This window comes from Caulobacter sp. FW305-C-30-S16 (genome assembly GCF_058783025.1).
The window spans coordinates 692,741-705,854 of the sequence record NZ_JBYSYH010000002.1 but is presented as its reverse complement, the minus strand read 5'-3'; the positions used below and the strand labels follow the sequence as shown (position 1 = coordinate 705,854).

At 69.9% G+C, this 13,114-nt stretch carries 12 protein-coding genes; all 12 read right to left on the bottom strand.

Features of this window, described 5'->3' with window-relative positions:
* Positions 1-7: 7 nt before the first annotated feature.
* The 12 genes from AC3WJT_RS10460 to AC3WJT_RS10405 all read right to left on the bottom strand — a co-directional run bounded on the left by AC3WJT_RS10460 (position 8) and on the right by AC3WJT_RS10405 (position 13,091).
* A complete protein-coding gene (locus AC3WJT_RS10460) occupies positions 8-1,213 on the bottom strand; it encodes an FAD-dependent oxidoreductase (RefSeq protein WP_492343054.1) in 1,206 nt (401 codons plus the stop codon).
* A 31-nt stretch (positions 1,214-1,244) separates the two neighbouring features.
* Positions 1,245-2,651 carry a sensor histidine kinase gene (locus AC3WJT_RS10455; protein ID WP_492343053.1) on the bottom strand — a complete coding sequence of 469 codons (1,407 nt, stop codon included), beginning with the start codon at positions 2,649-2,651 and terminating at the stop codon, positions 1,245-1,247.
* Between the two features lie 17 nt (positions 2,652-2,668).
* Positions 2,669-3,340 (bottom strand): response regulator transcription factor, encoded by a 672-nt coding sequence (locus tag AC3WJT_RS10450; RefSeq protein WP_492343052.1) that lies wholly within the window; start codon positions 3,338-3,340, stop codon positions 2,669-2,671.
* 158 nt (positions 3,341-3,498) lie between these two features.
* Positions 3,499-5,049 (bottom strand): Do family serine endopeptidase, encoded by a 1,551-nt coding sequence (locus AC3WJT_RS10445; RefSeq protein ID WP_492343341.1) that lies wholly within the window; start codon positions 5,047-5,049, stop codon positions 3,499-3,501.
* 131 nt (positions 5,050-5,180) lie between these two features.
* A complete protein-coding gene (locus tag AC3WJT_RS10440) occupies positions 5,181-5,630 on the bottom strand; it encodes a cytochrome c-type biogenesis protein (RefSeq protein ID WP_492343051.1) in 450 nt (149 codons plus the stop codon).
* Positions 5,627-7,585, bottom strand: a complete 1,959-nt coding sequence (locus AC3WJT_RS10435; protein ID WP_492343050.1) for a heme lyase CcmF/NrfE family subunit — start codon at positions 7,583-7,585, stop codon at positions 5,627-5,629. Before AC3WJT_RS10435 ends, AC3WJT_RS10440 begins: the two co-directional genes overlap by 4 nt.
* Positions 7,582-8,061, bottom strand: a complete 480-nt coding sequence (gene ccmE, locus AC3WJT_RS10430) for a cytochrome c maturation protein CcmE (RefSeq protein ID WP_492343049.1) — start codon at positions 8,059-8,061, stop codon at positions 7,582-7,584. Before ccmE ends, AC3WJT_RS10435 begins: the two co-directional genes overlap by 4 nt.
* A complete protein-coding gene (gene ccmI / locus AC3WJT_RS10425; protein ID WP_492343048.1) occupies positions 8,058-9,137 on the bottom strand; it encodes a c-type cytochrome biogenesis protein CcmI in 1,080 nt (359 codons plus the stop codon). The genes ccmE and ccmI overlap by 4 nt, the downstream gene beginning before the upstream one ends.
* A gap of 59 nt (positions 9,138-9,196) precedes the next feature.
* Positions 9,197-10,507, bottom strand: a complete 1,311-nt coding sequence (locus AC3WJT_RS10420) for a hypothetical protein (RefSeq protein WP_492343047.1) — start codon at positions 10,505-10,507, stop codon at positions 9,197-9,199.
* A gap of 109 nt (positions 10,508-10,616) precedes the next feature.
* Positions 10,617-12,002, bottom strand: a complete 1,386-nt coding sequence (locus tag AC3WJT_RS10415; RefSeq protein WP_492343046.1) for an ATP-binding protein — start codon at positions 12,000-12,002, stop codon at positions 10,617-10,619.
* Positions 11,999-12,676: a response regulator transcription factor gene (locus AC3WJT_RS10410; RefSeq protein ID WP_492343045.1), complete on the bottom strand. Its 678-nt coding sequence runs from the start codon at positions 12,674-12,676 to the stop codon at positions 11,999-12,001. Before AC3WJT_RS10410 ends, AC3WJT_RS10415 begins: the two co-directional genes overlap by 4 nt.
* 7 nt (positions 12,677-12,683) lie before the next feature.
* Positions 12,684-13,091: a PepSY domain-containing protein gene (locus AC3WJT_RS10405; protein WP_492343044.1), complete on the bottom strand. Its 408-nt coding sequence runs from the start codon at positions 13,089-13,091 to the stop codon at positions 12,684-12,686.
* Between the last annotated feature and the right edge of the window lie 23 nt (positions 13,092-13,114).

Below are 13,114 nucleotides of genomic sequence, written 5' to 3'. Positions count from 1 at the left end.
CTAGCTGTCAGGAACGCCGGGCGGGAAACCTTGAATAGAGATCGGCCAGCCGCTTGATCACCCGTTCGGTCTCTGCGGGGTCGGGTGTTTCGTCGTCGTCGCCATAGCCGTCCATCTCGCTCTCGCCGAGGTACTGCACCACGATGCCATCGTGCCGCGAGACAACCATCACGTCGTTATAGAGCAGGCCGTAGTTCACCTCAGGCTGGGGCAGAAGCCAGGTGATCTGTCCGCGCACCGGCACGATCGACTCGTCCTTCCAAAGCGCGCGCGCGCCGTAGCCGGTGCAGTTGACCACCACCTTCTGCTTCAACGGCGCGAGGTCGGCGGGGGTGTGAAACTCGCGCGTCTCGATCTTCCCGCCGCCCATGAGAAAATCGCTGGTCAGCAGCCGGGCGTAGGCGGCGATGTTGAACTGCATGGCCGAGCCACGGCGCGCGCTTTCGACCGGAAAGGGATGCGTGCCTGGGGCGAGTGTCGCGCCACGATGGCGCAGATCGCTGATGCGGTCGCCATAGTAGACGAACCTGACCGGGTCGTTGTTGGGCGGGTCTTCGGCGCCCGGACCCAGATCCTTGTCGAGCAGCACGTAGCGGTCCTGCCATTGCACCGGGTCACCGGGCAGCCCCAGCCAGGTCTGGAAGGTCCGGTATGAGGTCCGGGCCATCTCCTCCCACAGCGCGGGAAAGCCGGGTGCGACCGACCCTTCCGCCGCGATGCGCGAGTCCGGCGACCAGGTCCCGGTGGCGCGCGACGAGCGGGCCTCGAACATCCGCTCCTTGGCGTAGATGGTCACGTTGGCGCCCGCCTGTTGCAGAAGCGTCGCGGTGGTCAGGCCCAGGGCCCCGGCGCCGAGCACCGCAATGTCCCTTTCGCCGCCGGACAGGGCGTTGCGCGCGGCGATCGTGCCGGAACCCCAGGACAGCGACCATCCGCTGCCGCCGTGGCCGTAGTTGTGCACGACACGCTTGTCGCCGACGGTCTCGACATCCATGCGTGGCCCGGCCTTGCGAAACGGCCGGAGACAGACGGTAACGCGCGAGATGCGCTGCATGTCGGCGCGGATCGGCGCGATCAGGGTCGGAGCAGCGATCAGGCCGGCTGCCGGGGCGACCGGTGCGGCGATCGGCCGGGTCGCACACCCGGCCAGGCCGAGTCCGCCGAGCGCACCCGCGCCGAGCACCAATCGCCGACGGTCGATCGCTCTGTTCATCTGGTCCCCTCGCGCCATCGCCCCCCGGGCGCTACTCGACCCGCGGCAGCACCAGCGCCACCCTCAAGCCTGGTCCGAAACCGTCGTACTCGCCGGGCCCTTCGTCCAGCTCAAGCCGGCCGCCATGCGCTTCGGCGACAGCCGCCACCAGCGACAGGCCGAGACCCGATCCCGGCTCGCTGCGGCTGTTTTCCAGCCTTACGAACCGCTGCACCACGCGGGCGCGATCCTCGAGCGGAACGCCCGGGCCGTTGTCGGTGATCGAGAATTCGATCTCGCCCGACGACCGCCGCCGCACCCGCATCATCACCGCCCCGCCGGGCGGGGTGTATTTGATGGCGTTGTCGATGACGTTGGCTAGGGCCTGGGCGAGGATCGGCCGCGCCGCCTTGACGGTCAGCTGCGGGATCAGCTCGGCCTTGAAGTCGATGCCCTTCTCCTCGCACAGCGGCTCGTAGAGCTCGGCCATGTCGGCGGCCAGCTGGCCGGGGTCGAACAGCGTCTGGTCCGGCGCGCTGCCGGCGGCCTGCAGCCGGGCGATGGCCAGCACCGCGTTGAAGGTGGTCAGCACATTGTCGGCGTCGTCGAGCGCCTGGATCAACGCCTGCTTCGGGTCGCCCTTGCCGGCCTCGACCTCGATCAGCGCCGATTCCATCCGCGCCCGCAGCCGTGTCAGCGGCGAGCGCAGATCGTGGGCGATCGCGTCGCCCGCGTGCCGCAGCCCGCCCATCGACCGTTCCAGCCGGTCGAGCATTTCGTTCAGCCCCTCGGCCAGCTCGTCGTACTCGTCCCGCGCCCCGCGCACCCGCGCCCGGGCCTTCAGGTCCCCGGCCCGGACGGCGGCGATCGTCTCGTTGAGGCCGGCCATGTGGCGACTGACGTTGCGACTGACCAGCACCCCGCCGGCCAGCCCCAGCAGGATCACCAGCGCGCCGGCGCCCCAGAGCGCCCGCACGATGCCGGTGACGAACCCCTCGGATTCGCCGACGTCGGCGCCGACGAACAGTGTCTCGCCGCCCGTGAGGCGTTCCTGCATCCCGCGCGCCGGCCGTTTGACCTCGCCGCCGTCCATGTCGGTGTCGGTGACCTGGAAAGTGGTCCAGTTCTCGCCCGGCGCCTCGATGTCGCCGATCGGCGATTCCTCGATAGACCCGGTGATCCGCTCGCCCCGGGTGTCGAGCAGCAGATACAGGAACGGCCGCTCGCCCACGGCGCGCTCGATCAGCGCCTGGTTCAGCGATGACACCCCGCCCCGGCGATAGATGGCTTCGAGCGAGTTCATCTCGCGCCGGATTTCGTCATCGGCGCGCCGCGTCACCTCCCCGGCCGTGGCCAGATAGGCATAGGCGAGGAATGCCGCCGCCGCCGCGGCGAACATGGCGAGGAACAGCAGCGTCAGCCGGAAGGGCGTGGTGCGGAAGATCCGGGGCAGACGCATGGGCTCTGGTCAGCCCGCTAGGGGTCGAGCCGGTAGCCGGCGCCGCGAACGGTCTGCAGCATCTGCCGGTCGAAGCCCTTGTCGATCTTCGAGCGCAGTCGCGAGATGTGCACGTCGATGACGTTGGTCTGGGGGTCGAAGTGGTATTCCCACACCTTCTCCAGCAGCATCGTGCGGGTCACCGACTGGCCGGCGTGGCGCATCATGAATTCCAGCAACTGGAACTCGCGCGGCTGCAGGTCGATCTCGGTCGTCCCGCGATGCACGGTCCGGGCGATGAGGTTCATTTCGAGATCGCCGACCTTGAGGGTGGTCGCGACCGCGCCGGTCTCGCGCCGACGCGACAGGGCCTCGACCCGGGCGATCAGCTCGGGAAAAGCGTAGGGCTTGACCAGATAGTCGTCGGCGCCGGCCTTCAGGCCGTCGACCCGGTCTCCGACCTCGCCGAGCGCGGACAGGAACAGCACCGGCGTCGCATCGCCCTCGCGGCGCAGGGTGGACACCACCTCCACGCCGTTCATCTTCGGCATCATCCGGTCGACGATCAGGACATCGAACCCGCCCTTCTGGGCTTCGGCCAGACCCGCGGCGCCGTCGGCGGCGTGGACACAGTCATAGCCGGCCTCGCCCAGCCCGCGCGCCATCGCCTCGGCCGCCTCGATATCATCCTCGATAATCAGGATTCGCATGGTTCGCCCCGGCGCCACGGCGGGAAGAATCCGCCGACGTCGGGGAAACTACCGCGTACCGCGCGGCGACCTCAACATACGATAGTGTAATGCGCCGCCCGATCGTGACGGCGAGCCCTCCCCGAAGCGCAAGGCTCCGGGGAGGGTCGCGTAGCGCTTTAGTTGACCTTCACCGGCACCGAAGCCAGCTGGCCCCGGAACAGCACCGACAGCAGGATGGTCGGGCGGCCGGCCTTCTTGGCGGCGTCCACGGCGGCGGCCACGTCGGCCGGCGTGCGAACGGCCTTCAGGTTCACCGAGGTGATCACATTGCCGACGGCGATGCCGCGCTCGGAAGCGTCGGAATCGGCCCGCAGGCTGTCGATCAGCACGCCCTGGACCTCCGAGCCGATGTTGTAGCGCTTGCGCGCTGCGGCATCGAGCGGGACCAGGCCCATGCCCAGGACCTGGACGCGCGTGACGCCCGGAGTCGTCGGCGGCTTGCCCGGCGCGGCGCCTTCGGCGTCAGGCCGCAGGGTGCTGGCCAGCTCCTCATTCGACGGGCGGACGCCTGAGCGGATGTCGATGGTCCGCGCCCGGCCGTCGCGCAGGATTTCCAGCCGCAGGGTCGAGCCGGCGGCGCCGCGCGCGACTTCGCGGGTCAGGGCGGTGGAGGATTCGACCTTCACGCCGTTCACCGACAGCACGATGTCATCGACCATCAGTCCGGCCTTGGCTGCCGGCCCGCCGGGCGTCACGGCCTTGACCACGGCGGCCTTGAGGTCGCCCAGGCCGATGGCCTGGGACATTTCGGCCGTGAAGTTCTGGATCTGCGCGCCGATGTAGCCGCGCACGACCTTGCCGCCGCTGATCAGCTGCTTGGTGATGCTGTCGGCGACGTCGGCGGGAATGGCGAAGCCGATGCCGACCGAGCCGCCCGTCGGCGAGAAGATGGCGCTGTTGACCCCGATCACCCGGCCATAGACGTCGAACGTCGGCCCGCCGGAGTTGCCGCGGTTGATCGGCGCGTCGATCTGCACGTAGTCGACGAACTGGCTGCTGTCGTCGTTCAGGTTCCGGCCGTAGGCGGACACGATCCCGGCCGTGGCGGTGCCGCCGAGGCCGAACGGGTTGCCGACCGCGATGACCCAGTCGCCGACGCGCGGCTTGCCGGCGTTCTCGAAGGTGACGAAGGTGAAGCCGTTGCCCTCGACCTTGATCACGGCCAGATCGGTGTTCTCGTCGCGTCCGACCAGCTTGGCCTTCAGCTCGCGGCCGTCCTTGAGCGTGACGGTGATCTCGTCCGCGCCCTCGATGACGTGGTTGTTGGTGACGATGTAGCCGTCGGCCGAAATCAGGAAGCCCGACCCGGACGACTGCTGACGCGGACGGCCCGCGCCGGGGTCCTCCCGCTCTTCATCCTGCTCGCCCGGCTTGCCGTTCGGTCCGAACGGGAAGTTCGGCATCCGCAGCGCGCCGGCGTTCACCCGCGACGTCACGTCGATCGACACGACGGCGGGCGAGACCTTCTCGAAGATATCGGCGAACGACATCGGCGCGCCCGGCGGCGGCGCGAACATCAGCGGCCCGGCGTTCGCCGTGCGGATCAACTGTGTGGGCTCGGCGGCCTGCGCCGGGGCCATACGCAAACCAACGCCGGCCAGCGCGGCGGCGGCGACACCCGCGCCCGCGACGGCGCCGACAATAAATCCGGTCTTCCTGGCGACCATCTGTGTTCCGTTCCTGTCCCGCGCGATGCGGGGTGATTTGCTGAAGTCGATGCCAAAGCGCTCAAAGGCGCTCAAGTTATCTTTCCGTCATCCGGCCTGCGTTTCTGAGGCCCGATCACGGCGCAATCGTGTCACGGGGCTTCGTCGTCCAGCAAGGCCGCCAGCCGCGATTCTTCGTCACCGGTCAGCTCCTGTGTCGCTTCGCGGCGCCGCCAGCGCGTTGCGAGCATCCCGACCCCGACCAGAACCGCCAGAAACGGCGCGAGCCACAGCGCCGCGTTGCCCAGGCTGAAGCGCGGCTTGAGCAACACGAACTCGCCGTAGCGGGCGGTCAGGAAGGCCTTCACCTGCGTGTCGGACCGCCCGGCGGCCACCTGCTCGCGCACGACCTTGCGCAGATCGCCGGCCAGCTCGGCGGTGGAATCGTCGATCGACTCGTTCTGGCAGACCAGGCATCGCACCTGGCTGAACAGCGCCCGCGCCCGCGCTTCCTGCGCCGGGTCGGCCAGCCGCTCGGACGGGTCGGAGGCGGCGGCGAGACTGAAGATCGCCGCCAGAAGCAGGAACAGCCGTCCGGTCATGCCTTCTTCCCCACCGCGAAGCGCAGCCGCCGGTCGGACAACGACATCAGCCCGCCCAGCGTCATCAGCAGAGGGCCCAGATAGATCAGCTGGACCCACGGGTTGAAGTAGCTGCGCACCAGCCAGGCCGGCTGGCCCGCGGCGGTCGCGCGCCGCTCGCCCAGCACCACATAGATCTGGCTGAAGCCGAGGTTGCACAACGCGACCTCGGACGTGCTCTGCCGGCCGGCGGTGTAGAACCGGCGCTCCGGCCGCGGCGTGCAGACGCTTTCGCCACGCCGGGTCACGCTGATCTCCCCGCGCTCGGCGAGGTAGTTGGGGCCGTCCACGGTGCGGACGTCCTTGAGGGTCAGCTCAAAGGCGCCGAGACGAAGCTGCCCGCCGAGGCTCAGGGCCTGGGCCGACTCGACCTTCCAGGTGGTCTCGAAACAGGCGCCCAGAATGAACACGCCCAGTCCCGCGTGCGCCAGCGTCATGCCCCAGGCCCCGCGCGGCAGACCCGTCAGGCGACGCCGGACCTCCGGCCACGGCGCCTTGAACGCCTTTGTCCGTTCGGCGATCTCTGCGGCGACGCCGGCGATCAGCCAGACGCCCAGCGCGATCCCGGCGCTGGCCAGCGCCTTGCGCGGGCTCATTACGCCAAAGACGGTCGCGCCCGCCAACACGGCGACGGCGGCGGCCAGCTTCAGCCGGTCGGCGCTGGCGACGATGTCGCCCCGCTTCCAGGCGGTCAGGGGCCCGAACGGCAGCGCCAGCATGGCCAGCGCCATCAACGGCGCGAAGGTCAGGTTGAAATAGGGCGGCCCGACCGAGACGGTCTCGCCGCCGATGGCCTCGCGGATCAGCGGGAACAGCGTGCCCAGCAGCACCGTGGCCGTGGCCGCGGTCAGCAGGATGTTGTTGAGCACGATCAGGCTTTCGCGGCTGGCCGGAGCGAACACTCCGCCCGGCGCCAGCGCCGGCGCCCGCCAGGCGAACAGCGCAAAGGCCGCGCCCGAGGATACGCCAAGGATGGACAGCAGCAGCACGCCCCGCGTCGGATCCACGGCGAACGCATGCACGCTGGTCAGCACGCCCGACCGCACCAGGAAGGCGCCGAGCATGGAGAAGGTGAAGGCGGCCAGCGCCAGGAACACGGTCCAGCCGGACAGCGCCCCGCGCTTCTCGGTGACAATGGCGGAGTGCAGCAGGGCGGCGCCGATCAGCCAGGGCATGAAGGAGGCGTTCTCGACCGGGTCCCAGAACCACCAGCCGCCCCAACCCAGTTCGTAGTAGGCCCAGAAGGACCCCAGCGCGATCCCGACGGTCAGGAAGCTCCAGGCCGCCAGCGTCCAGGGTCGCACCCAGCGCGCCCAGGCGGCGTCGACCCGGCCCTCGATGAGGGCGGCGACGCCGAACGAGAACACCACCGAGAACCCGACATAGCCCAGGTAGAGAAACGGCGGATGGAAGGCGAGCGCGGGATCCTGCAACAGCGGATTGAGCGACCGCCCCTCGATCGGCGCCTCGGCCAGACGCGCCAGCGGGTTGGAGGCGAACACGGTGTAGGCGAGGAACAGCACGCCCAGCAGGCCCTGCACCCCCAGAACCCGGCTCTTCAGGCTCGGCGGCAGGCCCCTGCCCCAGACAGCCACCGTAGCGCCGAACCCCGTCAGGATCAGACACCACAGCAGCATCGAGCCCTCGTGGCTGCCCCAGGCGCCTGCGATCTTGTAGAGCAGCGGCTTGGCCGTGTGCGAGTTGGCCGCCACGTTGGCGACCGAAAAGTCCGAGGCGACAAAAGCCGCGACCAACGCCGCGAACGCCAGCGCGACGCCGAGGAACGCCCCGACGCTGGCCCCCTCGCCGGCCCCGGCCAGCATCGGTCGGCGCGCCCCGGCGAACCCGAGCCCGACCTGGGCGAACGACAGCGCGAGCGCCAGCGCCAGCGCGAAGGCGCCGAATTCAACGATCATGGTTTGTCATAGGACGGCGCGGCGCCGTCTCCCCGCCACTCGCCCTGGTCCTTGAGCGCCTTGGAGACCTCGCGCGGCATGTATTTCTCGTCGTGCTTGGCCAGCACCCGCTTGGCCTGGAACTGGCCCGCCGCATCGAAGGAGCCCTCGGCGACGATGCCCTGCCCCTCGCGGAACAGATCGGGCAGGTCGCCGCGATAGCTGACCGGCGCGGTCGCTTCCTTGTCGGAGATGACGAACTCGACCCGCCCGTCGGGATGCTTGACCACGCTGCCGGGCAGCACCAGCCCGCCGAGCTGGACAGCCCGGCCCGGCGCCACGTTTGCGGCCTTGGCCTGGGCGGGCGTGTAGAACAGCGAAATGGAGTCGGAGAGACCCCACAGGGTCAGACCCGCGGCCAGCGCCAGCACCGGCGCGATCGCCAGCAGGATCGTCAGCCGCCGGCGGGCGGTGCGTGATTTCGGCCAGAAGCTCATCGGGCGGCCTCGTCCAGCGCGTTCATGATGTCCGGCTTGTCCTTGTAGAGGGCCCGCGCCCGCGCCAGCGCGGCGTCGCGCTTCTGCGTCTCGCCGAGCACCGACCAGGCCCGCACCAGCCGCACCCAGCCCTCCGGGTCGTTGGGCGAGGCTTCCAGCCGCGAGGCCAGTCCCTCGACCATCCCGCGGATGGCGGCGGCGTCGGGCTGTGCGGGGGCGGGCTGCGCCTTCGGCAGACCGCCGGCCTTGGCGACCGCCGCGATTTCACCGGTCAGGGCCAGCCGCGACGGATCATCGGCCGGCAGGCTGGCCGCCAGCGCGCGCCAGCCGTCCAGACCCTGCGCGAGCTTGCCGTCGGCGATATCGGCGCGGGCGAGGAAATAGCGGGCGCTCAGCGAACCGGGGTCCAGCCGCAGCGCCTCGGCGAAGGCGGCCCGGGCGTCGACGCCGATCTCGCCCTCGCCTTCGGCCATGAAGGTCTCGCCGAGCGCCGCCCACAGGTCGGCGCGCTTCGGCGCCAGGGCCACGGCCCGGCGCAGCGCGCTCGACGCGGCCATGGCGTCGCCGGACGCCATCTCGGCCAGGGCCAGGTTCTTGTAGCCTTCGGGATCGTTGGGCCGTTCCACGACGATGGACCGGATCAGGGCGGCCATCTGCGGCGGGTTCAGGGTGGCGGGATCGGCCTGGCGCCATTCGGTGAGACGCTGACGGAACGGCCGGTCCGAGACGCCGGGCGCGCCGACCACGCTGTAGAGGCCGACAGCCAGGATCGGCGCGACCACCGCAAGCCCGAGCACCAGACGATGCCCGCCGGGGATCGCTGCAGGCGCTGTCGCCGGCGCGGCCTCGGCCACGGCCAGCAGCCGCCGCCCCGCTTCGGCCCGTGCGGCGCGCACCTCGCCCTCAGGCAGCAGCCCGCGCGCGGCGAGATCCTCGATCTCGGCCAGTTGCCGCCGATGCACGAACAGACTCGGGTCCTCGCCGACGGCGCGGGCCGAAGCCAGACGCGCGTTGCGCAGCATCAGCCAGCCGGCCGCCGCTGAAAGGGACGCTGCAGCGATCCAGAATGCGAACATGCTCGCCTGTTAGCGGATCATTCGATCCGGCGCGAGGATTTGGATCAAACGGCCCCGGATCAGGCGGCTGCGGCCCGTCGCCGCACGATGGCGGCGCTCCGGTCATCCCGCACCAGCGCCAGCAGGGTCGCGGCGACGCCAAGAAACTCGCGCGCCCGTTCGTCATCCTCGACTTCGCCAAGACGGATCTGTTCCAGGACGTCCTCGACGTACTGGTCGATTCGCTTGCCCAGGGTCTCGAGCACCTTCTTCCGCACGCCGCCGAAGCCGCCGTCGGGCGCGCTGGGCCGGACGGTCTCGGCGAAGGTCAGCAGGCCCGTGGCCCAGTTGATCGCCGGTTCATCCGGCGGATCGGTCAACTTCGGCGCAGTCCGGGACAGTCGGGCGCTGTAGCGTAGTTTCTGGGTCGGCAAGGCATGGGCGGCGGCCTCGTCGATTTCGCGCAGACGCACTTCGACGGTGCCGGCGAGGGCCTGCTTGAGCTTGGTCAGCCTCTGCCCCCAGGCGCCGTCGCGGGACAGTTGCACGGCTTCCTCGAGCTCGCCCACGGCGTCGACCGCACGCTGAACGGCAAGTCCGGCCCGCCGTCCCGCTTCAATTCCGGCTCCCGGCTGAATGGAGCGCAGCAGATCGAGTTGAGCTTCGATCTCTTCAAGCGTGCGCTCGCCAAACCGCGCCAGTTCCGAACCGGCGAGGTAGCGCTCCGCGGGATGGTCCATCACGGCGGAAACGATCCGCAGGATCATCTCCGGGTGCCTCAGCTGCGCGGCCAGCATCTCGAACAGCAGGGGTCCCCCGCCGTCAGCCAGCCCCGTGGCGTCGCGATAGGCGAGCCGTGCGATGGCCCGCCGTTCTTCGGTGATGCGGTGAATCCAGTCCGTCAGCTGTCGGCAGATCGGTCGCGCGATCGGCGCGATCCGCAGGCAGAGAATCACCTCGGCGGCGCCGCCCGGGCCGGCGGCGTCACACGCCTCGGCGGCGGCGACATACTCTGGCGACCGGCCCTCGAGCAGGCCTTCGGCGGCCTGCAGGCAAAGCTGGTCGAAGATCTCGGGACTGGGGTCTTCTGGCTCGAGGTAGTGACGGGCGTCCGAGGCCTCGCGGATCAGGGCGGGCGATTCGGCGTTCAGCGCGGCCCAGATCGCCTTGAGTGCGGTTCTCGGCCAGGCCGGCCCGCCACCGGCGACCGGCGCGCGAAACAGGGGCGCCACCGGTTCGAGGACTGCATACCTCAGGGCCCGCTCGGCGGCTTCGGCCTCAACCATGGCGCCGATGGCGGCCAGCGGCCCGCCCGCGCCGTCAGCGCCGATGGCCTGCTCCAGCGTCCGCACGAGTTCGTCCGGCGACGCTGAAACCAGCGTCCTGAGCATTGCGATCTTCTGTGGAGAGAGTCCGGCCATGAGCCTCTGCCGCGCAGACCCCTGAGGTCTCAGGCGGAACCCTCGTCCATTTAGGTTAACGGATCCCGAAACGCGTGTTTCAGGATTCTGCTCGCGGCAGGCTCAATTCGACCTTCAGGCCGCCCATCACGGAGTCGCCCAGCACCAGCGATCCGCCATAGGCCCGCGCCAGCTCATCGACGATCGCCAGGCCCAGCCCCGACCCCGGCGCGCTTTCATCCAGGCGGGCGCCGCGCTTGAGCACTTCCTCACGGCGGTCGGCGGGCAGACCCGGCCCGTCGTCCTCGACGGTGATCAGCAGCCGCTCCGGCGAAACGCCGACGGCGATGGCCCGTACCCGCCCCTTCGACCAGATGCCGGCGTTCTCCAGAATGTTGCCGACGATCTCCTGCAGATCCTGTCGTTCGCCCCGGAAACAGAGGTCATCGGGGCAGCGCCAGTCGATCTCGACGCCCTTGTCCTGGAAGATCCGCTCCATCGTCACGGCCAGTTCGTCGAGGACGGGCTCGACCAGGCTGCGCTCGCCATGGCTCTGCGATCGGGCGGCGGCCCGGGCGCGGCGCAGATGGTGTTCGACATGGCTGCGCATGGCGTCCGCCTGCCGCGACACGACATCGGCGAGTTGACCTGGCTGCTGGGTGGCTTCGGTCAGCATGACCGAAATGGGCGTCTTCAGGGCGTGCGCCAGATTGCCGACATGCGTCCGCTGTCGCTCGACAACATCCTGGTTGTGCGCGACCAGGGCGTTCAGCTCGGTGGCCAGCGGCTCCAGTTCGGTCGGATAGTCGCCGACGATCCGTTCGACCTTGCCCTTGCGCACATCGGCCACCTCGCCGCGCAGCTGGAACAGCGGCTGCAGGCCGACCCGCACCTGGATCCACACCGCCGCCAGGATGCCGGCGCCCATGATCACCAGGGCGCCGGCGGTCAGCGCGGCGAACCGCCGGGCCTCCCGGTCCACCGGCGCGCGATCCTCGGCGGCCATCAGGATCACGGGCGCGGTCCGACCCGTCAGATTCAGCTGCATGGCGGTCGCCCGCAGCGACTGATCGAGCGGCCCCTCGGCGGCATAGAAGACCTGGTTTGCCGGCGCGGCGGCGACCTGCGCCACCACATCGGCGGGGATCTTCAGCTCCTGATCGAACAGCGAACGCGATCGGACGATGATCTTGATGGTGTTGTTCGGACCAGGCTCGGCGATCTGCCAGTAGCGGCCGGAATAGGCCCGCAGCGCTCGGGTGTCGGTCAGGGGCGGCGCCCGGACCTCGCCGTCGTCGACGCTGATCCCGGCGTTCAGGTCCTCGATCAGATAGACCAGATCCAGGTCGAACCGGCTCAGCGCGGCCTGCTGGAAGAAGGCGGTCAGCGACAGGCCGGTGACGATCAGGACCGCCAGACTCCAGCCGGCGGCCAGCAGAACCAGCCGGCCGACCAGCGAACGGCGGCCCAGGCCAGGGAGCTTCACTCGGTAGGCTCGCCCGGCAGCGGCGTCAGCCGATAGCCCAGGCCGCGCACGGTCTCGATGCGATCGGGTCCGATCTTCTTGCGCACCCGGCCGATGAACACCTCGATGGTGTTGGAGTCGCGGTCAAAGTCCTGATCGTAAAGGTGCTCGACCAGTTCGGTCCGGCTGATCACCCGGCCCTGGTGCATGATCATGTAGTGCAGCAGCCGGTATTCCAGCGAGGTCAGCCGCAGCGGCTCGCCGTTCACCGACGCCCGCGCCGAACGCGGATCCAGCCGCAGACCGCCGCACGCCAGGTTCGGCGTGGCGACGCCGGCCGACCGGCGCAGCAGCGCGCGCAGCCGGGCCAGCAGTTCCTCGGTGTGGAAAGGCTTGGTCAGATAGTCGTCGGCGCCGGCGTCGAACCCGGCGACCTTCTGGCTCCAGTTGTCGCGCGCGGTCAGGATCAGCACGGGCATGGCGATGTTGTCCCGCCGCCAGCGCTCCAGCACCGACACGCCATCGATCTTGGGCAGCCCGAGGTCGAGGATCACGGCGTCATAAGGCTCGCCCTCGCCCAGATAGTGGGCTTCCTCGCCGTCAGCGGCGTGATCGACGGCGTAACCGGCGTCGCCGAGCGCCAGCTTCAGCTGCCGCGACAGATCGGGATCATCCTCGACGAGCAGGATGCGCATGGGGACCTCAGTTTCTGCCGATGATCGCGCCGGACCGCGCATCGACGATGAAGTCGATACGCTGACCGTTCGCCGCTTGCCAGCGCACACGATAGACGGGGCGGCCGCCATGGTCCTCAAGACCGGCGTCGAGCAGCCGTCCGGGGGTCGAGCGGGCGATGTTGCGGATGACGCTTTCCAGCGGAACAAGCCGACCGCCACGGACGCCCTCGCGGGCGTCGTCCTCGCGCGGGGCCCAGCTGTCACCGAGCGAGTTGCCGCCGGGCTGGGGCCGCTGCCCGCCCTGCCCGCCGCCGACGCGCGCGTCGCGGCAGGCCTGGCCCAGCGGGCCCTTCGGACAGGCCTGGGCCTGCGCCGCCGCCGGGAGGGCGGTGGACAGCAGAAGGGCTGCGAAAAGGACGGACAGGCGTTTCATGACCTGGCTTCTACGGTAACCGG